Annotated in this window: 15 protein-coding genes and 2 tRNA genes; 10 read left to right on the top strand and 7 right to left on the bottom strand. The window is 57.6% G+C overall.

Annotation, left to right across the window (positions count from 1 at the left end; translation table 11 throughout):
• Window positions 1-23 precede the first annotated feature (23 nt).
• Window positions 24-1,667, bottom strand: a complete 1,644-nt coding sequence (locus CZ203_RS08215; protein ID WP_087065638.1) for a solute:sodium symporter family transporter — start codon at window positions 1,665-1,667, stop codon at window positions 24-26.
• A gap of 620 nt (window positions 1,668-2,287) precedes the next feature.
• Between CZ203_RS08215 and CZ203_RS08210 the strand changes: the two genes are divergently transcribed.
• On the top strand, window positions 2,288-3,292 hold the full coding sequence (locus CZ203_RS08210) for a LacI family DNA-binding transcriptional regulator (RefSeq protein ID WP_087065637.1): 1,005 nt from the start codon (window positions 2,288-2,290) through the stop codon (window positions 3,290-3,292).
• A 68-nt stretch (window positions 3,293-3,360) separates the two neighbouring features.
• Window positions 3,361-3,437, top strand: a tRNA-Val gene (locus tag CZ203_RS08205).
• 280 nt (window positions 3,438-3,717) lie between these two features.
• Here the strand turns inward: CZ203_RS08205 and CZ203_RS08200 are convergent.
• Together CZ203_RS08200 and CZ203_RS08195 are read right to left on the bottom strand one after the other, a co-directional pair.
• Window positions 3,718-4,701: an ABC transporter permease gene (locus CZ203_RS08200; protein ID WP_087065636.1), complete on the bottom strand. Its 984-nt coding sequence runs from the start codon at window positions 4,699-4,701 to the stop codon at window positions 3,718-3,720.
• Between the two features lie 35 nt (window positions 4,702-4,736).
• Window positions 4,737-6,227, bottom strand: a complete 1,491-nt coding sequence (locus tag CZ203_RS08195) for a sugar ABC transporter ATP-binding protein (RefSeq protein ID WP_087065635.1) — start codon at window positions 6,225-6,227, stop codon at window positions 4,737-4,739.
• Window positions 6,228-7,413: 1,186 nt separating this feature from the next.
• Here CZ203_RS08195 and CZ203_RS08190 point away from each other — a divergent pair.
• The 3 genes from CZ203_RS08190 (at window position 7,414) to CZ203_RS08180 (ending at window position 10,680) form a co-directional block, all read left to right on the top strand.
• Window positions 7,414-8,442 (top strand): LacI family DNA-binding transcriptional regulator, encoded by a 1,029-nt coding sequence (locus CZ203_RS08190; RefSeq protein ID WP_159456431.1) that lies wholly within the window; start codon window positions 7,414-7,416, stop codon window positions 8,440-8,442.
• A 328-nt stretch (window positions 8,443-8,770) separates the two neighbouring features.
• Window positions 8,771-9,784: a Gfo/Idh/MocA family protein gene (locus tag CZ203_RS08185; protein WP_087065633.1), complete on the top strand. Its 1,014-nt coding sequence runs from the start codon at window positions 8,771-8,773 to the stop codon at window positions 9,782-9,784.
• A gap of 35 nt (window positions 9,785-9,819) precedes the next feature.
• Window positions 9,820-10,680, top strand: coding sequence for a sugar phosphate isomerase/epimerase family protein (locus CZ203_RS08180; protein WP_087065632.1), 861 nt, complete (start codon window positions 9,820-9,822; stop codon window positions 10,678-10,680).
• A 673-nt stretch (window positions 10,681-11,353) separates the two neighbouring features.
• On the opposite strand, the gene CZ203_RS08170 is transcribed toward CZ203_RS08180, so the two are convergent.
• From CZ203_RS08170 to CZ203_RS08160, 3 genes are all read right to left on the bottom strand, one after another.
• Entirely contained in the window at window positions 11,354-12,598 is a 1,245-nt protein-coding gene (locus CZ203_RS08170; protein ID WP_159456430.1) for an MFS transporter, read from the bottom strand.
• 61 nt (window positions 12,599-12,659) lie between these two features.
• The gene (locus CZ203_RS08165) at window positions 12,660-14,321 is read right to left on the bottom strand and encodes a glutamine--tRNA ligase/YqeY domain fusion protein (RefSeq protein WP_087065629.1); all 1,662 of its coding nucleotides are present in this window, start codon (window positions 14,319-14,321) and stop codon (window positions 12,660-12,662) included.
• Window positions 14,322-14,346: 25 nt separating this feature from the next.
• Window positions 14,347-15,999 carry a glutamate--tRNA ligase gene (locus tag CZ203_RS08160; protein ID WP_087066211.1) on the bottom strand — a complete coding sequence of 551 codons (1,653 nt, stop codon included), beginning with the start codon at window positions 15,997-15,999 and terminating at the stop codon, window positions 14,347-14,349.
• Window positions 16,000-16,279: 280 nt separating this feature from the next.
• Between CZ203_RS08160 and CZ203_RS08155 the strand changes: the two genes are divergently transcribed.
• The 3 genes from CZ203_RS08155 to CZ203_RS08145 all read left to right on the top strand — a co-directional run bounded on the left by CZ203_RS08155 (window position 16,280) and on the right by CZ203_RS08145 (window position 17,210).
• Entirely contained in the window at window positions 16,280-16,651 is a 372-nt protein-coding gene (locus tag CZ203_RS08155) for a metal-dependent transcriptional regulator (protein ID WP_087065628.1), read from the top strand.
• A 71-nt stretch (window positions 16,652-16,722) separates the two neighbouring features.
• A tRNA-Ser gene (locus tag CZ203_RS08150) sits at window positions 16,723-16,813 on the top strand.
• A 190-nt stretch (window positions 16,814-17,003) separates the two neighbouring features.
• Window positions 17,004-17,210 (top strand): YwbE family protein, encoded by a 207-nt coding sequence (locus CZ203_RS08145; protein WP_087065627.1) that lies wholly within the window; start codon window positions 17,004-17,006, stop codon window positions 17,208-17,210.
• A gap of 1 nt (window position 17,211) precedes the next feature.
• Here CZ203_RS08145 and CZ203_RS08140 read toward each other — a convergent pair whose 3' ends face one another.
• The gene (locus CZ203_RS08140) at window positions 17,212-17,412 is read right to left on the bottom strand and encodes a hypothetical protein (protein WP_087065626.1); all 201 of its coding nucleotides are present in this window, start codon (window positions 17,410-17,412) and stop codon (window positions 17,212-17,214) included.
• 622 nt (window positions 17,413-18,034) lie between these two features.
• Between CZ203_RS08140 and CZ203_RS08135 the strand changes: the two genes are divergently transcribed.
• Together CZ203_RS08135 and CZ203_RS14240 are read left to right on the top strand one after the other, a co-directional pair.
• Window positions 18,035-18,562, top strand: coding sequence for a CarD family transcriptional regulator (locus CZ203_RS08135; protein WP_087065625.1), 528 nt, complete (start codon window positions 18,035-18,037; stop codon window positions 18,560-18,562).
• Between the two features lie 523 nt (window positions 18,563-19,085).
• On the top strand, window positions 19,086-19,346 hold the full coding sequence (locus CZ203_RS14240) for a hypothetical protein (RefSeq protein ID WP_143436179.1): 261 nt from the start codon (window positions 19,086-19,088) through the stop codon (window positions 19,344-19,346).
• Window positions 19,347-19,399 lie beyond the last annotated feature (53 nt).

Below are 19,399 nucleotides of genomic sequence, written 5' to 3'. Positions count from 1 at the left end.
GGCCAATAAACGACGAATTTGGTTTATCCCGCCAGACCGAGGGGCGAGAACAGGAAGTAGACGCACAGCATCAGGCAGATGGATACGCATGCCACCGGCTTTGCGTACTTCCACGGGGTAAGGTCGACGGCGCCCGCATCGCGCATGACGTATGCTTCCGGCCGCGGGTTAAACTTGCCGATCAGCAGCATCACGATGACGTTCAGTGCAAACAGCACCGCCAAGACATATAAGTAATGGATGTTCTGCAGCCCGGGGATTAGCTTGGAAACCGAGTACAGCACAACGTGCATAACCAGCGAAACCTTGGGCGCGACCGCGGGCACATGTTTATTAAACAGTCCGACGATGACGGCCGCCAGGATCGGCACGTTGAAAAAGCCGAAGCAGGACTGCAGGAAATCGTACAGGCCGGAAGGCGCAAGGCTGACAAACGGCGCGACAATGATGGAAACCGTGGCCAGGATGACGCCGAAACGCTTGCCCACCCGGACCAGGTGCGCGTCGGTTGCGCCGGGGTTAAACATCGGGCGGTGGATATCCAGCGTGTACAGCGTCACCGACGAGTTCAGCGCGGAGTTAAACGACGACAGGATCGCGCCGAACAGGACGGCCGCAAAGAAGCCGAGCAGCGGCTTGGGCAGTACGGTCAGTACGAGCGTCGGATACGCCAAGTCGGTGGTGCGGGTCAGGTTTTCAATCTGCGCGGCGGTAAAGAAGCCCTCGTTCGGATCCATGGACATGCGGAAGGCAATGATGCCGCAGATCGTGATAAAGAACGGGCCGACCAGCTTGAGGAAGCTAGCGAAAATGGCGCCCTTCTGCGCTTCCTTCAGGTTCTTTGCGCCGAAGGTACGCTGGATGATGGACTGATTCGTACACCAGTAGAACAGGTTGTTTACGACCATGCCGGTGAACAGAACCGGCCAAGGGATCATCGGCGCGACTGCGTCGGCCGGGTTGACCGCGTTAAACTTGAACGCCGGCACCGTGGTGATCAGGTCGTTGATGCCGTGGATAATGTTGTCGTTGCCAAGTATCAGCAGGCCAAAGATCGGGATCATGAAGCCGCCGATGATTAGGCCGACGCCGTTGATGGTATCCGATACCGCAACCGCCTTCAGGCCGCCGAAGATCGCGTAGCACGCGCCGACGATGCCGATGGCCACTGCCGTAACCACAACGCCCTGGAGCTGGGATACGCCCAGGCGCTGGTCAATTTCAAATATCTGGTTAAATACCAGCGCGCCGGAATACAGGACGGTCGGCAGGTAAGTAAGCAAGTAGCCGAGCAGGAACATGAAGGAAATAATCCGCTTGGTCGTAGTGTCATAGCGGTTCTCCAGGAACTCCGGCACGGTAGTCAGCCCCATTTTCAGGTATTTGGGCAGGAAAATCAGGGCGAGCATGATCAGGGCGACACACGAGGTGACTTCCCATGCAATCGGGCCCATGTTGGTTGCAAAACTTTGTCCCGTCTGGCCAATCAGCTGTTCTGTGGACAGGTTGGTCAACATCAGGGAGCCTGCGATGACAGGACCTGTCAGCTTGCGTCCGGCCAGGAAATAGCCGTCCTGCGTGCTGAGGTCGTCCCCCCGGGTCATCCACCAGGCGACTACGGCGACGAGAGCCGTAAATCCAATGAATGTGACTGCTGTGAATAACATCTTCTCTTTTTTCCTCTCTTCGCTTCTCTTCTTCGTAAAATCAGGTCGCTAATGTTGCCTCTGCCGGCGTTCCGGCGCCTATCCCCTCCTCCGGGTCCCCTTTAAACTTCATGCTATGATCGCATGTATTTCACGATTAATAATAATTAATTAACCGTGTTTTTAATATTATAATACCATGTTTTTTAATCTTGTCAACTGTTTCCCTGATTTTAAGAAAATCAACTTTTCTCACGCCATGTGTTTGTAAACAGAGCATATCTATGCGTATTTCAAACTATTTCCACGTTTATTGTATTTCAGCGCAGCATTCTGCTTTACTTTTTCAGCATCACGCATAATTTAATATGATTATTAATGTATAATTAGCACATTGTTTTCTTTGCTTTCTATATTCCCGTTTATTTATACCCCTTATTTTTATATATAGCATATGTTTCCAGGATCATAGGGTGTGATTTTGTATAAAAGCACCATTTCCTTTCGTAAAGCGTTTTGCCGGTGCGATATTGCTTGACTTTCCGCAACAATTCACGTACTATAATAATTAATATGATATTTCACGATGAAATTCCTATGAAAATCAGAAACCTAATTCACAGCTTGGAGGTGTTACTGAAATGAAGGTAACGCTAAAACAGATTGCAGAACGCGCAGGCGTATCCATTAATACCGTTTCCCTGGCACTGCGCAACATGCCCAGCGTCAATGGCAACACGCGCGAGCATATATTCCAAATCGCGGAAGAGCTTGGCTACTTTGAGCAAAAGGGCCGCAACGAGGTTGCACAGAACCTGTGCCTGATCTCGACCGGCGCGCACCTCAAGGACTCCTATTTCTACATGTCCTTCCATCAGCTCATCCTGGGGCTTGCGTACGAACGCGGCTACAATATGATGGTATTTGATAACGAGTACTTTAATTCGGATACGGAGCGCCTGCGCCGCCACCTGAACACTAATTCGATCGGCGGCATCCTGATCCTCGGGGACATGGACGAACACGCGGCCTCCCGCATCGTCCAATGCGGCCTGCCTGTCGTGGCGATCGGCTCCCGCTACCATGACCTGCGCGTGTGCACCTTCATTGAAGATAATTTCCAGGCGGCTTACCAGGCCGTGCGCCATTTGCACGAGCGCGGCTTCCGCCGGATCGGCTTTATCGGCGACCCGCTGTACAGCACGGCGTTTATGGAACGCTACCAGAGCTTTTTAAGCGCCCTGCGTATCTTCGGCCTGTCATCCGACCCAGCGTCGCACCTCACGGCCTTCACGCCGGACAACTACGACCAGAATATGATGCTGCAGGCGATCCAGGAGTGCCCCCATCTGCCAGAAGCCTTCTTCTGTGCCAACGACAGCTTGGGCATTGCCGCCGTGAAGGCGCTGCATGACGCCGGCCTTTCGATCCCGCAGGACATATCGGTTATCGGCGTGGACAATAACCCCATGGGCAAAATGACTATCCCCTCCCTGACCTCGGTCGACGTCCGCTGTGCGCTGCAAGCGGAGCTGAGCGTCAACAAGCTGATCTCCTTCGTCCAGGGCGCGTCCTACGAGCCGCTCCGATTTATCGTCCCCACCCTCCTGATCCAGGGGGATTCCGTCGGCATGATTTCACAGTAACCGTCAAAAACTGCTAACCAGGCCTTGACGCTGCACGGTTTATATGGTATATTATCAAATGTCAGTATGAAGGTGTAGCTCAGTTGGTTAGAGTACCTGCTTGACATGCAGGGGGTCGGAGGTTCAAGTCCTCTCATCTTCACCAGCGCACAAATCCCTCATTTGGAGCGTTTCCAAATGGGGGATTTATTTTACCGCCGCAGCTTTATGCGTAATAGCAAAGCCCCCTGCCAACAGAAGCAGGGGGCTTTGCTATGTAGCAGCCGCCCCATCGGGGCAGCCATTAGGAGAAAGACATGAGAAAAGAAATGAAAGGATGTCATCACTATCCTGCCCGCCTTTGCGCCCTTTATACCCGTAAACCAAAATAAATATTCAAAAACAAAAGGCTGCCCAATTGGGCAGCCTTTTGAAGGATACAGGTGTTAGTTCTTCTTTGCATTCTTTCTCATATCGAATACAACCGCGAGGATGATGATCGCGCCCTTGAATACCTGCTGCAGGTAAGCAGAGATACCGAGGAGCAGCATGCCGTTCTTCAGAACGCCAAGGATCAGGATACCTGCGATAACGCCGGAGATGCGGCAAACACCGCCGGTGTGGGAGGTGCCGCCTACGGTTGCCGCCGCGATGGCGTCCAGCTCGTAGTTAAGGCCCATGGAGGAGTTACCAGCGCCGGAACGGGCAGCCAGCAGGACGCCGCCAACCGCTGCGCAGAAGCCAGACCATACGTACACCTTGATCAGGTTCTTTTCAACGTTGATACCAGCAACACGGGCAGCCTGGTCGTTGCCGCCGATTGCATAGACGTTCGCACCAAAGCGCGTCTGCGTCAGCATGAAACCGGAGATGACAACAAAGATTACGAAAATCAGTACAACTACGGGGATGAAACCGAGGTAGCCCTGGCCGAGGAACTTGAAGTTCGCCTTCAGGGTCGGAACCGGGTATGCGTTGGTGTACAGCTGTGCGCAAGCACGGGCGATCAGCTGCGTACCGAGGGTTGCGATAAATGCAGGGATCTTGGTGTAAGCGATGAGCCAGCCGTTCAGTGCGCCGAACAGGCAACCAACCAGCATGGAGATGATGATCGGGATGAAGATCGGCATATCCGGCAGGTTCGGGAACATACGGCCAGAGTAGGTCAGTTCCTGTACCATGGAAGCGGATACAACGGAGGTCAGCGCAACCATTGCGCCGGGCATAAGGTCGATGCCCTTGGAAAGGATACACCACATAACGCCGACGGCCAGGATACCGATAATGGACTCGGTCATCAGGACGTTCGTAATATTTGCCTTGGTCAGGAAGGAGGGCGACAGGATCGTCATCGCCACGCACATTACAATGAGAACCAACCAGATGGAGTTCTGGCTAATAAACTTCTTCCAATCAAACGATTTTTTCATTTTTATGTAACCCCTTTCTCAGTTCACAGCTACAATCATTCTTTTTCGCCGTGGCACAGACCCATGATATGCTCGGACGACCATTGCTCCGAATTACGCGTAACAACGCCCGTAACCTCGCCTTCATGCATGACCACGATGCGGTCGGACATGCCCATTACTTCAGGCAGCTCCGAAGAAATCAGGATGATCGCCTTACCTTCGCCGGCCAGTTTCGTAATCAGCGTATGGATTTCAGCCTTCGCGCCGACGTCGATACCACGTGTCGGTTCGTCGACGATCAGGATATCCGGATTGGTGAGCAGCCAACGCGCTACCAGTACCTTCTGCTGGTTACCACCCGACAGGTTCATGATCAGCTGATCATTGGATGGGGTCTTAACATTAAGCTTCTTAACAAACTCGTCAGTGTCTTGCTTGATCTTCCTGTGGTTGAGCGGGAAGCCGTACGCCTTCAGATGCGCCAGCACCGTGTTGTCCGCAACGCTGCGGATACCGACGATACCGTTACCGCGGCGATCCTCCGTCAGCAGGCCGATCTTGTCCGCGATCGCGTCCTCAGGGCTCTTGATCGTGACTTCCTTGCCGCGCAGGGTGATCTTGCCAGAGTCCTTGCGGCGGATACCAAAGATGGTTTCAACCGTCTCGGTACGGCCTGCGCCTACGAGGCCTGCAAAGCCGAGGATCTCGCCCTTCCTCAGGTCGAACGATACGTTCTTGACCTGCTTGCCGGACTTCAGGTTTTCGACCTGCAGGATGACGTCGCCGATCGGGCAGTCAACCTTCGGGAACATCTCGTTGACCTCACGGCCAACCATCTTCGAAATCAGTTCGTCGACGTTGGTGTCCTTCGCCAGGTCGTGCCCGACATAGGTGCCGTCACGGTAAACCGTGATTTCGTCGCAGATCTGGAAGATTTCGTCCATCTTATGGGAAATATAGATAACGCCGACGCCTTCGTCGCGGAGCTGACGGATGATGCGGAACAGATGCCCTACTTCGGTCTCCGTCAGGGACGAGGTCGGTTCGTCCATGATTACGATGTCAGAATGATAGGAAACCGCCTTTGCGATTTCAACCATCTGCTGCTGCGCAACCGTAAGGTTGCCCATCAACTCGTCCGGGTCAAGGTCTACGGACAGGCTCTTGAACAGCGCGATGGTGTCCTCTCTCATTTTCTTCTTGTCGATGATCATACCCTTGCGGGGCTCTCGGCCAAGCCAAACGTTGTTGGCAACCGTTCTCATAGGAACAGGGCTAAGCTCCTGGTGGATCATCGAGATGCCGGCCTTCATGCCGTCGATAACGCTATTGAAGTTAACTTCCTTGTCCTTGAAAATAACTTTGCCCGCGGTTCTGTGATAAATGCCGATCAGGCATTTCATCAGCGTGGATTTTCCCGCACCATTTTCGCCCATCAGTGCATGGACGGTACCGGGACGAAGCTTGAATTCAACGCCCTTCAGTGCGCGAACACCCGGAAATTCCTTGACGATGTCAAGCATTTCTAATACATATTCGCTCATTCGTTCCACCTCCGATTTAGAATGCCGCAATGCCCTGAGAAAAACGCCCGGGCAAACCACCTCCCGCGCGCCTGATCAGTTAACTGCTGCGGCATGCCGTGTTTTGATGAACAGGCCGGGACTGCCCGGACCAATCATTACACATAGGAGTACGTTTGTAATCGTCCCCTCGATTGCTTTGCCGCCCGTGCCGGGCCGCGCTGCGAACATCCGCACTCCGCTGCATGACCGCCGTCATGCCTCACCTTGCAGTACCAAAGCCTCCTCTTCTCTCACAAGTTTCTATGCGTTTTTGTGCCGTACAATAGGTGGATAAATCTACCCGCCCCTACGACATCTGGGAATGTCCTAAGTATAATGCACAAAATGCACAAACGCAATAGTATCGCTTCATATTTTTTGTGCAATTTGTAATTTGTTGCACTTTGCTCAACTGAGCCCTTAAAAAAATATACAAGTTGCACAATGCAGAATCTTGCGTTTTTCCTGCAGGCATACCGCCGTGCCGCAGGGTCCGGACAGGGGTTTCCCACCAAGCCCCCAGCGCGGGTATGCACTTTGCCTTTGTTTCAAATATGTCATCAAATCCGTTTGCTTTCCTCCGATTCTTAGGTTTATCCTTCTGGAATCTTCGCACGTTTTCCGCCGTTGTTTGCCTCTTTTCTGCCGTTTTTTCGCCAAATTCCGCTACCATCTTTTGGCGTTCCGGCAATTCCGCCCACGCGTATCCCGGCGTGTGCGTCTGGCTGCTGGGGCGCGGTAGTTCGCGCCGCCCAGGGGCGGTTTCCGGCTTCTATATCCGCATTTATTATATAAAATGCACAATACAAAATTCTTGCGTTTTTATCGTATTTTTTACAAAACCTCCCCCTTCCCGCCACCGCCTGCGCGTAATTCCTTTACAGTAAATTGCCCAAGAACCGTCCATTTCCCGCGATTGGGCACCGGTTTTGCAAAATTTTTTTCAATCCCGCGTGCATCTTCCGATAAATATGCTATAATAGCCCTAAATGCGGTTGGCCACGCACCCGCACCGCAAATTTGTGGAGTTTTTCAGCTGATTTTATCCGCCAGGGGCCGCGCCTGTCATTCTATACCATTGACACGGACGCCCACAGCCCCCGGATTCCCAAATCTATACAAGGACTCCCAGGCGTACCCAAAGGCCTGGGTAAGGAGGAACATCATGGCCGTCACCCTAAAGCAGATTGCCGAGCTGGCAGGCGTATCCCGCGGCACCGTCGACCGCGCGCTCTATGACCGCGGGCGCGTCAACCCCGAGGTCGCCGCGCACATCAAACAGATCGCCGCCGAGCTTGGATACCAGCCCAACCGTGCCGGCCGAGCGCTCGCGCTGGCCAAAAACCCAATCCGCATCGGCGTAATTATCCAGTCGGTCGAGACGCCGTTCATCCAGCTCGTGCTGGAGGGCGTGCATGCGGCCGCCGACGAGCTTGGCGAGATGGGCGTGCAGGTAATGATCCGGCAGATCCAGTCCATCGATATCCCCGCCGTACAGCGCACCATGGACGAGCTGGTCGAGGCGGGCTGCGGCGGCATTGCGCTGCTGCCCGCGGAAAGCAGCGCGCTGCGCATCAAGATCCGCCGCCTGCATGAAGAGCGCCAGCTCCCCATCGTCACGTTTAACTCCGACATCGCCGATACCCCGCGGCTCTGCTTTGTCGGGCTCAATAACAGGCTGAGCGGGCAGACCGCCGCCGGGCTGATGCACGCGATCGTACACCGTCCCGGGCCGGTGCTCGCCATCACTGGCCACAAGGACAAGCGCGCCATGCAGGAGCGCGCGAACGGGTTTAACGAGGAAATCCGCACCGCCTACCCCTCGCTCACCGCCCTGCCCACCGAATACTGCTACGACGACGCCGCACGCGCCTATGACATCACGCGGCGTGCTGCTTCCCACTACAGCAGCCTTGCGGGCATCCTCATCTGCACCAACGGCCAGGACGGCGTGTGCCGCGCGCTGGCGGAGCGCGGGCTTACCGGCAAGATCCCGGTCATCGGTTACGACCTGACGCCGGACAACTGCAACAACCTGCGCAGCGGCAGGGTGGATTTCCTGCTCGGGCAGGATTCCTTTTCGCAGGGCTACCGCCCCATCATGCTGCTTTTCGACTATTTGTTTACCGGCAAGGCGCCGGAAAGCGAGTATGTGTACACGGACATCGTCATTAAGACGCGGTACCTCGTCTGACCCTCTTCCATCGGCAAAATGCATAATATTTTTGAATATTTTTGACGTTTAGATGCGTGCGTTCTCGGGAACGCACGCATTATTTATAACTATATACCCTGTTAATTTTCTATCAAGCCATGCCCCGCAGCCCCAAAATGTCAACATCCTTTAGTTTTCAATTTTCTTACAGCCCAATTCCCCCGGAAATTGGGCGTTTTTCTTTTTTTAATCTGGCAATTTTATTGATTGCGGCGTGCGCGTGCACGCAGTATAATTAGCACAAAGTTAAGCACAGGCTAAGCCGCAGATTTGGGCGGCGTGACGAAAATGGAAAAGGAGAACTGTTATGGAACTGAAAATCGGTTTAATCGGCTGTGGCGCAATTGGCCGCGAGCACATCAAGCGCCTGTCTGGCAAGGTACAGGGCTGCAAGGTTGTTGCGGTATGCGACGTTTTTGAGGAAGGCGCGAAGAAGGGCGCAGAACTCGCGGGCGGCGCAAAGGTTTATGTCAACGACGTAGCCGGCATCGTAAACGACCCCGAGGTCGATGCGGTCGTCGTCACCACCCCCGGTTTCGCACATAAGGAAGCGGTCATGGCCGCGATCAAGGCCGGCAAGCCGGTCTTCACCGAGAAGCCGATGACCACCACCGCTGCAGACTCCAAGGAAATCGTAGAGGCCGAGATGGCTACCGGCAAGCACCTGGTACAGGTCGGCTTCATGCGCCGCTATGACAAGGGCTACCAGCAGGTCAAGGCGCTGCTGGACTCCGGCGACTTCGGCAAGCCGCTGCTGTGCAAGTGCACCCACCGGAACCCGGAAGTTGGCACCGACTACAACACCCCGATGGCCGTCCATGACACCGCAATCCATGAGATCGACTGCATGCACTGGCTGGTAGACGACGAGTGGGATTCCGTCCAGGTCATCCTGGGCGCGGACACCAAGTACACCCACCCGGCGCTGCGCGACCCGCAGGTCATGGTCATGCGCACCAAGAAGGGCGTCACCATCATGCTGGAAGTATTCGTAAACTGCAAGTTCGGTTACGATATCAACTGCGAAGTTGTCTGCGAAGACGGCGTCATCCACATGCCCTCCCCGGCTTTCCCCACCGTCCGCAAGGATGGCAACCTGTCCACCCCGATCGAGCAGAGCTGGATCAACCGCTTCATCGACTCCTATGACGTCGAGCTGCAGAACTGGGTTGACTGCGCGAAGAAGGGCGTCGTAGAAGGCCCGACCGCTTGGGACGGCTATACCGCCAACCTGACCGCCGACGCGCTCGTCAAGTCCCAGGAGACCGGCGAAATCGTCAAGGTCGAGAGCGGTGAGAAGCCCGCTTTCTATCAGAACTAATTCCCCATTCATAAAAATTAACGGAGGAGATACATATGAAAATCGGGTTTAATGAAGCGAACGACCGTTTCTGCAAGGACCATTCCGTAATGAAGGACCTGGAGCTGTGCGAAAAATATGGCTTTGACTTTATCGATATCCAGTCCGAGTGCCTGAACCGCGACCTTGAGGCCGGCAAGTGCACCATCGAGGAGCTGGGCGAGTGGTTCAAGAGCCACCACCTCAAGATGCTGTCCTACAACGCGCTGGTATTCTTCAACATGAAGCAGACCCAGGCCGAAAAGGACGCCGTTATGGCCGAGCTGGACGAGATTATCCGCCGCTGCAACATCCTGGGCTGCAAGATGATCGTCGTTGTGCCGTCCATGGACCTGCCGGTACACGCGACCCGCGGCGAGATCCGCGCGGACGCTGTCGCGGTGCTCAAGGAGATGCTCAAGAAGGTCGAGCCGCACGGCATCAAGCTGTCCCTCGAGTTCTGCGGCGCGCCGGGCATGTCCATCAACCGCTTCGAGGATGCTTATGCCATCGTCGAGGAGGTCGGCTCCCCGCTCGTCGGCATCACGCTTGACCAGTACCACTTCCATGCCATGGCTTCCGACTGGGCCGCGCTTGAGAAGGCCGACGGCAAGAAGATTTTCGTATGGCACCTCAACGGTATGGAAGATATGCCGTGCGGCGCTGCGTACAACACCGACGAGAAGCGCCTGTGGCCGGACGCCGAGGGCGACTGCCTGGATCACAAGCGTTATGCGGATACCCTCAAGAAGATCGGCTTCGAAGGCGACTGCTGCACGATCGAGATTTTCCGCCCCGCTTATTACGAGATGACCCAGGAAGACAACGTCAAGATGTCCGCCGAGGTCACCAAGGCTCACGTTGCGAAATACTGCTAATTTTCCCCAAATTGGCATTTTTCGATCAGCGCTTGCCGGCTGGCAGCCGCCGCCGGTACTGATAACACTTCTTCTTTTCTTTCCTTACGGAGAGNAAAAAGAGACAGGTGCAGGGCCCCGTGACGAGCGCGGGCACCCCCGCCGTCGCCAGGGACAGCCATACGCCCCGCATCCCCAGCCCGCCGACCGAGGCCGCCACCGTAAACGACAGCATGAACCCGCGCGCCGCTACCACGGCGGCGAGGAACAGGCTGTATGGCGTCAGCGCGCCAGCCAAGAGGCAGAGCGCCAGCCACACAAGCGTGCCGCACAGCGCCCCCAGCGCCTGTGCCCCGGAGGATACGGCTTCCGCCCCCGCCCCTGCGACCATGTAGTCCGCCAGCCTCGTCACGCTGCCCTGCGCGCCGTCCATCAGGCCGGTGAACCCGCCGGCGATCACCCCGCAAAGGAACAGTGCGATCAGGAATAAAAATGCCGGCGTGCCCCAGACCACGCCGATCGAAAAGAAATTGATCCGCTTTTTCATAACGCCCTCCTTGTCCGCTTGGTACAGGCTATGCGGGGCATGCCCTGCATTATGCCTGCCCGCGCGTGCGGCGTGGGGACGGCATGCGTGTGATCCCGCTTCCCCGGCAAAAAAGCCCTCCCTGCAACACGTCAGGGAGGGCTTTCCTCAGTTTTCCAGGCTTGCGTCGTAGGCAGACCACCTGCGCCGCCCGATCGCTGCAGCCGCGCAGGCAAGCGCGGCAAACGCCAGCCAGATGCCGATCGCCGCGCCCCAGCCGAACCGCCCGACCGCCGCGCCCACGCCGAAGGACGAAAGCGCGCTCCCGGCGTAAGCGCTGCAATTGAGCACACCGGTCATCGTCGAAGCGCGGCCGATCACGCCGAACCGCATGGGGATGAGGTTGATCAGCAGGATGTTGGCGCCGATCATCGCCGTGCTCGCCACGGTCAGCATCGAAAGCGACAGCAGGCCGTTTCCGGTGCCGCATATGGCGAGCACGCCGAGGCTCGCCAGCGCCGCGCCGAAAAACGCGCCCGCGCCCGCCAGCTCGTTCCGGATATACCGCGCCGCCAGCCACCGCGTCAGCAGCACGCCGCCGATATTGAATACCGGCAGGATCAGTGAGACCGCAGCGGAGGCATAGGTCGTCATCTGGAACTGCTCCGTCAGGAAGGTCGGCATCCACGACTGGATCCCATCCTTCAGCAGCCCATGGGACAGCGCGGCCAATGCAATGGCCAGCGCGCCCGACGCCGCGAGGATGTGCCACAGGTTGCCCTGCTTGCGGGCGGCCTCGGGCACGGCTTCCGGTATGCCGCAGGCCTGTACGCGCCGCTCAATGGCCGCCATGGCGGGCAGCCAGAAAAGCGCCGCCGCCAGCATCAGCACGGCGGGAAGCCAAAACACCAGCCGCCAGCTGAAAAAGCGGATGGAACCGGCCGCCATCAGGTAGATCAGGATGTTGGATACCGGGATCGTCGCCGCCGCGTCGCTGCAGGCCTGCTTGCGCGCAGGCTCCGGCAGCATCTCGGCAAAGATGCGCGCCACCGGCGACCACATGCAGGCCTGAAAGACCCCGTTTGCCATCCAAAGCACCAGCATGGCCGGCTGCGCCGACGCGCACCCCATGGCTAGGTTGGCCGCGGACGAGCCGATCAGGCCGAACGCCACCATCCGACGCGGGCTGACCCGGTCACCCAGCAGCCCGGTCGCGATCTGACACGCCCCGTAGACCGCGAAGAGCGCGGTACCCACCAGCCCCGCCCCCGCCTTGGAGAACCCCTCCGCGGTAATCAGTTCGGCCATCGCCGCCGCGTAGTTAAAACGCCCCAGGCAGGAAATCATATAGGTCACCCAGCACAGCCAGAACAGCCGCCGGCCGGTCGCCGGGTCGCAGATTTTGCGTTCCATTCGTTGTCGTCCTCCACAGCAAAAGGACGGATGCCCTTGCATCCGCCCTTTTGGGGTTTTGTTATTTTTGCAGCGTCTTGGCAAAGCCGTCCTTGAGCGTGACGATGCGGTTATACCGCCCCGGCTCACGGTCCTTGATATAGTAGCCCATGCGGACGAACTGCATGCGGGTGCCCTCCGGCACGTCCGCGACCGACGGCTCCAGCTTGCAGCCGGTCAGGTGCTTGAGGGAATCCGGGTTGAGGTAATCCAGGTAATTCGTGCCCTCCGGCACGTCGTTCGTGTTTTCCAGGGTGAACAGGTTGTCGTACAGATACAGGTCGGCGTCGACCGCATGCGCGGCGGAGACCCAGTGGATGGTGCCCTTGACCTTGCGCCCGTCCTTCGGCATGCCGTTGCCGGTGTCCAGGTCGGCCGTGCAGCGCACCTCGGCCACTTCCCCGTTTGCATCCGTCACCACCTCGTTGCACTTGACGATGTAGGAACCCATCAGGCGCACCTCGCCATCCGGCTTCAGGCGCTGGAACTTCGGGGGCGGCACGACGGCAAAGTCGCTCTTTTCGATATACAGCTCGCGGGTAAACGGCACCTGGCGCACGCCAGCGGCCTCGTCGCGCGGGTTGTTCGGCACCTCAAAGGTCTCCTCCAGGTGCGCGGGGTAATTCGTGATGACCATTTTGAGCGGCTCTGTGACCGCCATGCGGCGCAGCGCGGTTTCGTTCAGCTCCTCGCGGATGCAGTGTTCCAGCAGGCGGATGTCCACCAGGCTGTTAGCCTTCGCGATGCCTGCGCGGCGCACAAATTCCAGGATGGCGGCCGGCGTATAGCCGCGGCGGCGCAGCGCGCACAGGGTGGGCATGCGCGGGTCGTCCCAGCCCTCGACACGTCCCGTCTCCACAAGCTCGCGCAAATAGCGCTTGGACATGACCGTATTGGTCACGTTGAGCCGCGCGAACTCTCGCTGCTTGGGGCGGTGCGGCAGCGGGCAGTTTTCCACGACCCACTCATACAGCGGGCGGTGGTTTTCAAACTCGATGGAGCACAGGGAGTGCGTAATGCCCTCCAGCGCGTCCTGGATGGGGTGTGCGAAATCGTACAGCGGGTATATGCACCACTTGTCGCCCTGGCGGTGGTGGTGCGCACGCACGATACGGTAAATCGCGGGGTCGCGCAGGTTCATGTTGGGGCTTGCCATATCGATCTTGGCGCGCAGCGTCATGGAGCCGTCCGGGTACTTGCCCTCGCGCATCTCCTGGAACAGGCGCAGGTTTTCCTCCACGGGGCGGCTGCGGCACGGGCTGTCCTTGCCCGGCTCGGTCAGCGTGCCGCGGTAGGCGCGCATCTCCTCCTGCGTCAGGTCGCAGACATAGGCCTTGCCCGCCTGGATGAGGGCGACCGCGCATTCGTAGCACTTTTCAAAATAATCCGAGCCGTAGTAGACCCCGCCGTTCGGCTCCTCGCCGGTCAGCCACTTGATGTCTTCCCAGATGGAATCGACATACTCGGTGTCTTCCTTGACCGGGTTGGTATCGTCGTAGCGCAGGTTGAATTTGCCGCCATATTTCTTAGCGATCGACCAGTTGATATAGATCGCCTTGGCGCTGCCGATATGCAGGTAGCCGTTCGGCTCCGGCGGGAAACGCGTGTGGATCTGCTCGGCAAGGCCCGCCGCGATATCTTCGTCAATAATCTCCGTCAGGAAATTAGATACATCTTCCATCATATTCTAGTTACCCTCTTTTTATGGATTAAAGCGCCGCTTCCGCGCGGCGCAGGCGTTCCAGGACGCGCGCGCGTCCCAGGATCCCCATCACGGTCTGGAGGTCGGGCGCGTTCTGGCGGCCTGCGACCGCGATGCGCACCACCATGGACACGTCGCCCACCGCGCCCTTGTACTGCCCCGGATCCTGCTTAAACGCCTTGGTATCCGCGGCAAAGCCGTGCGCCGCCGCGATGGCCTTCATTTTGTCAAAGAAGCCCTCCGGCGTGTCGTTTTCGTCAAACACCCCTGCAAAGTCGGCAAGGATCGCCTTTGCGTCGTCCGCGGACACGTTCTGCGGCAGGGTATAATCCGGCTGGAACAGCTCGTCGAACATAAAGTCCATGTAGGGCTTTGCGTCCGACCACAGCGCAAGGTCCTTGCGCGGCTTTTTCCCACCGCGGCCGATGGCGAGGTAGGCCTTGGAAAAGGCCGGGTCGCGCGTAAACAGCTTGTGGAAATCCGGGTCGTTGTCCGCGCTCCACTGCGCGATATAGTCGTAGGCCGTGCCGGCCGGCATCCGCGAAATGACGTTTTTGGACACGTCGCGCAGCTTTTCAATGTCAAACAGCGCGCCGGAACCGCTCATCTTCTTGGTGGAGAACGGGAAATCGTCCATCGGCGCGTCGGGGTTCGCTCGCCGCCACTCCTCGAAATTGGAATTGAGCAGCGTCATCAGGTATTCCAGCACCGCGGGCACCGGGTAGCCTTCCCGATAGTAAAAGTCCAGCGCCAGCTCCGGATCCTTGCGTTTGGAAAGCTTGCGCTTGCCGCCGGTCTCCGGGTCGATCTTCATGAGCTGCGCGGTGTGCGCATACTTGGGCGCCTTCCAGCCCATCGCACGGAAAAGCTGCAGGTGCACGGGCAGCGTGGCGAGCCACTCCTCGCCGCGCACGACGACCGTCGTGCCCATCAGGTGGTCGTCCACCACATGCGCAAAGTGATAGGTCGGGATGCCGTCGGACTTCAGGATGACGACGTCCTGGTCGTTCTCCGTGACCTCCATTTTGCCCTTTACCAAATCCTCGTGGCGCACCTTGTTTTCGATGCTGCCCTCGGAACGGAAACGGATGACGTAGGGCGTGCCCTTTTGCAGCTCCGCTTCAATGTCCTCCATCGGACGGTCGCGCCATACGGCGTACTTGCCGTAATAGCCGAAGTTCTCCTTGGCCGCCTCCTGCTGCGCATGCGCCTGCGCCAGCTCCTCTTCGGTGCAGAAGCAGGGGTACGCCATGCCCCGCTGTACCAGGGACTTTACAAAAGCCTGGTAGATTTCCGCGCGGCGGCTCTGGCGGTAAGGGCCGTATGCGCCGGAATCGCCTTGCAACGTAGCGCCCTCGTCAAAGTGCAGGCCAAAGGAGGCGAATGCCTTCAGGATGGTCTCCACGCCGCCCTCCACCTCGCGCTTTTTATCGGTATCCTCGATGCGCAGGTAAAACACGCCGCCCGACTGGTGCGCCAGGCGCTCGTCCACCAGCGCGCCAAACAGGTTGCCGAGATGCATAAAGCCCGTCGGGCTGGGCCCCATGCGGGTGACCTTCGCGCCTTCCGGCAGCGCGCGCTTCGGGTAGCGCGCTTCGACTTCCTCCGGCGTCTGCCGGATATGCGGGAACAAGAGTTCCGCCAAATGGTTATAATCCATGTTTTCCACTCCATTCCGGGGGGCTGCTTCCGGCCTCCCCCGGCTATATTCACTGCATTATCTTATCATACAGCGGCTGTATTCGCAAGTTCCCAGGCCTCAAATTGTATATTTCTGCAGTTCGCACACAATGCTTCCAGCTTATCCCTTCAAAATTGTGTCCCATTTTCGCAGGCTTCATCCCACGGTGCGGACGCTGGCGGGACAAAACGCGCTTGCAGCGGCCCTGTAAATATGATAAACTGTAATAGTATCATTTTACTGCGGGCGTGAGGTAAGCATGAAAATACAGGAATCCGGCGAAAATTATCTGGAAACCATCCTAACCCTTGAGCGCAGGAACGGCGTTGTGCGCTCCATCGATATCGCCAACGAGCTCGGCTTTTCCAAGCCCAGCGTCAGCCGCGCCATGGGCGTACTGAAAAAAGCCGGCCTTATCGAGCAAGAGGCGTACGGCAACATCCAACTGACGGAGGCCGGGCGCGCACGCGCGACGGAAGTCTATCGCCGCCATCTGCTCATCACCCGTTTCCTCGTGGAAACGCTGGAGCTTGACCCTGTCATTGCCGAGCAGGACGCCTGCCGGATCGAACACGTCATCAGCCCGGAAACGCTTTCGCGCATGCGCGCCGTGCTGGACGGCGAAGGCTAAAACTTTTTGCAAATTCCCCTTGCATCCGGGCGCTATTTCTGGTATCCTTATTTTTGGTCACAACCGAATACGGAGCGGTATCGAAGTGGTCATAACGAGCTCGACTCGAAATCGAGTTGCCGGTGAAACGGCACGTGGGTTCGAATCCCACCCGCTCCGCCATTCCCAAAGCCCTGTCCGGCGAAAGGTTCGCAGGACAGGGCTTTTCTTTGTCCCGGTGGGGTATGCGGGTATTTTATGCGAAACCTGGGCAGAATCTGTAGTATCCCCCCCTGGGAAAAACCGGCCGAGGCCGCCCCGCAGGCGAATCATAGGTAGCAGCATCACGACATATGTATAAGGAGGGATCCCATTGGACGGGAAAAAACGTGCCAATATCCATGCCGGCCAGACGGCCGATATCGTTTTAAAGGCCGACCAGCGCACCGGCCGGCTGACGCGCGGCGTGGTCAGCCGTATCCTGACGAACAGCGCCACGCACCCGCACGGCATCAAGGTGATGCTGGAAGACGGCCGCGTCGGCCGGGTACAGCGCATCATCGAAGAAGATACGCCTTGAGTTACGGTTTGCCCGCCTCCCACGCCTCCAGCAGCGGCAGATATTCCGCGTAACGGTGCGGGCGGATTGGGCGCAGCGGCGGGCAGGTGGAAAAATAGAGCACCAACGCTTCCCCAATCCCCGGGTAGTCCGTCACAAACGCATACCCGGTCAGTTCCCCCGCGCGGATACGCCGTTTGATCGCGTTGTGGTAAGGATACATGTGCGCGCCCTCCCCATCCCTTGTTATCGGGGCACAGCTCCCACGGGACACCCTTTATTCTACCGCGTCCCGCCGTCGCCTATCCGTCCCGCGGCGTCCATTTTGCCGCGCCCGGATGCCCAGGATGTGGCGTGGGAAATCCGCGCAAATCCCGCCCCTGGAACGCCTTCGAATTTTTTCTATGTATAAATAAAAAATTTCTTACATTTCTTCTCTAATTTGTGCTAAAATATAAGTACAACGTGTGGTTTTGATAAACGTAAGTCCAGTTGTCAAAACCATGCGTTTTTCTTTTTCGCGGCGCACCCGGCGCCGCCCTTTTACCATAGGACCTATTATGCCGGCACGAAGGAGGTCAGCAATGGCATCGACGCGTCATCCACACGCTGCAAAGCAGCATCCGGACTGCCCCGCCCCCGTGGGGCAAGGGCGCTGCCCATGGCTGCATCCCCCTGCGCAACTGGGCGCACACCGCGGCAGGGGCAAACGCCTGCTTGCGGCCAGCCGGCCCTAACGAGGGGACACAGGCGCATTTTGCGCACAAATAGATGAACGGGCAGCGTCCCCAGACCGCACGCCCGGAAACCCATGCGGATACCGCAATCGGAAAAGGAAAGTGTTTATGTTCCATATTGAAGACCTCATCGTGTACGGCAGCAACGGCGTATGTAAAATCACGGATATCGGCTATCCGGAAGGGCTGCGGGACAGCGAAAAGAAGCGCTATTACACCTTGAACCCGCTTTATACCACCGAGGTTATCTACGCGCCGGTGGATACCAAGGTCTTTATGCGCCCGGTGCTGACGCGCCAGGAAGCCCTCGACCTGATTTCCCAAATCCCCCAGATTGAGGAGGACAGCACCGACCCGCGCGACCGTAAGCAGGTGATGAACCGCTATCAGGCCTCGCTGCGCTCGCACGACTGCCGCGACCTCGTGCAGCTGATCAAGACGGTCTATCTCAAAAACCAGTCCGCGATGGAGCGCAAGCGCGTCCCCGGCCAGGTCGACCAGTATTTCTTAAAGCGCGCCGAAGACCTGCTGTACGGCGAATTTGCCATCGCGCTCGGCATCGCGCGCGACAACGTACAGCCTTTTATCAAAGATACGATGGAAAGCATGCTTTGCCTGCAGCAAAAAGAGGCATAAGCGCAAAGGGAGCCGGCAGCCAGCTGCCGGCTCCCTTTTTTGTACCCGTCCATCCAGCGGCGCGTCCATGCTATCGCGGCATGGACGCGATGACGGCCGCGCCTTGCGAATGCCGTCGGCCTGTTTCAGATGGGGCGTTTCCGCAATTGCTGCTATTTTAGACGGTTTACAACGCCTTCCTTTTTTCCCATCCCTAGCTTCTTGTGTGGGTCACGCATAAAACACGGTGTGAATTTTGTGCAGAATTACAATGGTGTTTTTTGCCTGCCGCCGCCGGATTGTGGTATACTAAAGGCGCATACAGGGGACGGCACCCATCACAAAAAACAGGCGGTATGCATGCACGCGAAAGGGGACGGCACCCATTACAAAGAATATAACCGTGATCGATGGAACCGGCAACGTCCTGGCGCCGACCTATCCGCGCCGGGCCAAGGGGCTGGTGAAAAACGGGCGGGCACGGTTCCTGGATGAAAACACATTATGGATCCTGTGCCCGCCGCCGGAACAAGGAGAGATACGGATGTCTGAACTGACTGCGCAGGAAATCCTGCAGCGCATCGACCATATCCTGAACGACGTCTCCCATCTGCACAGCGCGTTTATGACGATTGAAAAAATCCCCTGCCCGCCGGCGGGCGAACCGGACGCCGGGCAGGCGCGCGCGGAGGCGGTTTCCGCCATCGTCTGCGCCCGAGAGGAGACCAACCGCCAAGCGCTGTCGCTCTTGGAAAAAATGTACGAAGACCTATATTACGAAGACGTGGAAGACGAAGAAGAATAACGGGAACGGGGGACGGTTTATCCGCCCCCCGTTTTTTGCAATAGAAAAGCCGC

Origin of the sequence: Intestinibacillus massiliensis (genome assembly GCF_900155735.1) — a bacterium.
Taxonomy (GTDB): domain Bacteria; phylum Bacillota; class Clostridia; order Oscillospirales; family Butyricicoccaceae; genus Intestinibacillus; species Intestinibacillus massiliensis.
This window is presented reverse-complemented; position numbering and strand designations above follow the sequence as displayed.

Bases quoted from the DNA above. Each gene is read 5' to 3' on its own strand.
- CZ203_RS08165 (WP_087065629.1), bottom strand. From the start codon at position 14,321: ATGATGGAAGATGTATCTAATTTCCTGACGGAGATTATTGACGAAGAT.
- CZ203_RS08215 (WP_087065638.1), bottom strand. From the start codon at position 1,667: ATGTTATTCACAGCAGTCACATTCATTGGATTTACGGCTCTCGTCGCC.
- CZ203_RS08210 (WP_087065637.1), top strand. From the start codon at position 2,288: ATGAAGGTAACGCTAAAACAGATTGCAGAACGCGCAGGCGTATCCATT.
- CZ203_RS14240 (WP_143436179.1), top strand. From the start codon at position 19,086: ATGTCTGAACTGACTGCGCAGGAAATCCTGCAGCGCATCGACCATATC.
- CZ203_RS08180 (WP_087065632.1), top strand. From the start codon at position 9,820: ATGAAAATCGGGTTTAATGAAGCGAACGACCGTTTCTGCAAGGACCAT.
- CZ203_RS08195 (WP_087065635.1), bottom strand. From the start codon at position 6,227: ATGAGCGAATATGTATTAGAAATGCTTGACATCGTCAAGGAATTTCCG.
- CZ203_RS08185 (WP_087065633.1), top strand. From the start codon at position 8,771: ATGGAACTGAAAATCGGTTTAATCGGCTGTGGCGCAATTGGCCGCGAG.
- CZ203_RS08200 (WP_087065636.1), bottom strand. From the start codon at position 4,701: ATGAAAAAATCGTTTGATTGGAAGAAGTTTATTAGCCAGAACTCCATC.
- CZ203_RS08135 (WP_087065625.1), top strand. From the start codon at position 18,035: ATGTTCCATATTGAAGACCTCATCGTGTACGGCAGCAACGGCGTATGT.
- CZ203_RS08160 (WP_087066211.1), bottom strand. From the start codon at position 15,999: ATGGATTATAACCATTTGGCGGAACTCTTGTTCCCGCATATCCGGCAG.
- CZ203_RS08190 (WP_159456431.1), top strand. From the start codon at position 7,414: ATGGCCGTCACCCTAAAGCAGATTGCCGAGCTGGCAGGCGTATCCCGC.
- CZ203_RS08140 (WP_087065626.1), bottom strand. From the start codon at position 17,412: ATGTATCCTTACCACAACGCGATCAAACGGCGTATCCGCGCGGGGGAA.
- CZ203_RS08170 (WP_159456430.1), bottom strand. From the start codon at position 12,598: ATGGAACGCAAAATCTGCGACCCGGCGACCGGCCGGCGGCTGTTCTGG.
- CZ203_RS08155 (WP_087065628.1), top strand. From the start codon at position 16,280: ATGAAAATACAGGAATCCGGCGAAAATTATCTGGAAACCATCCTAACC.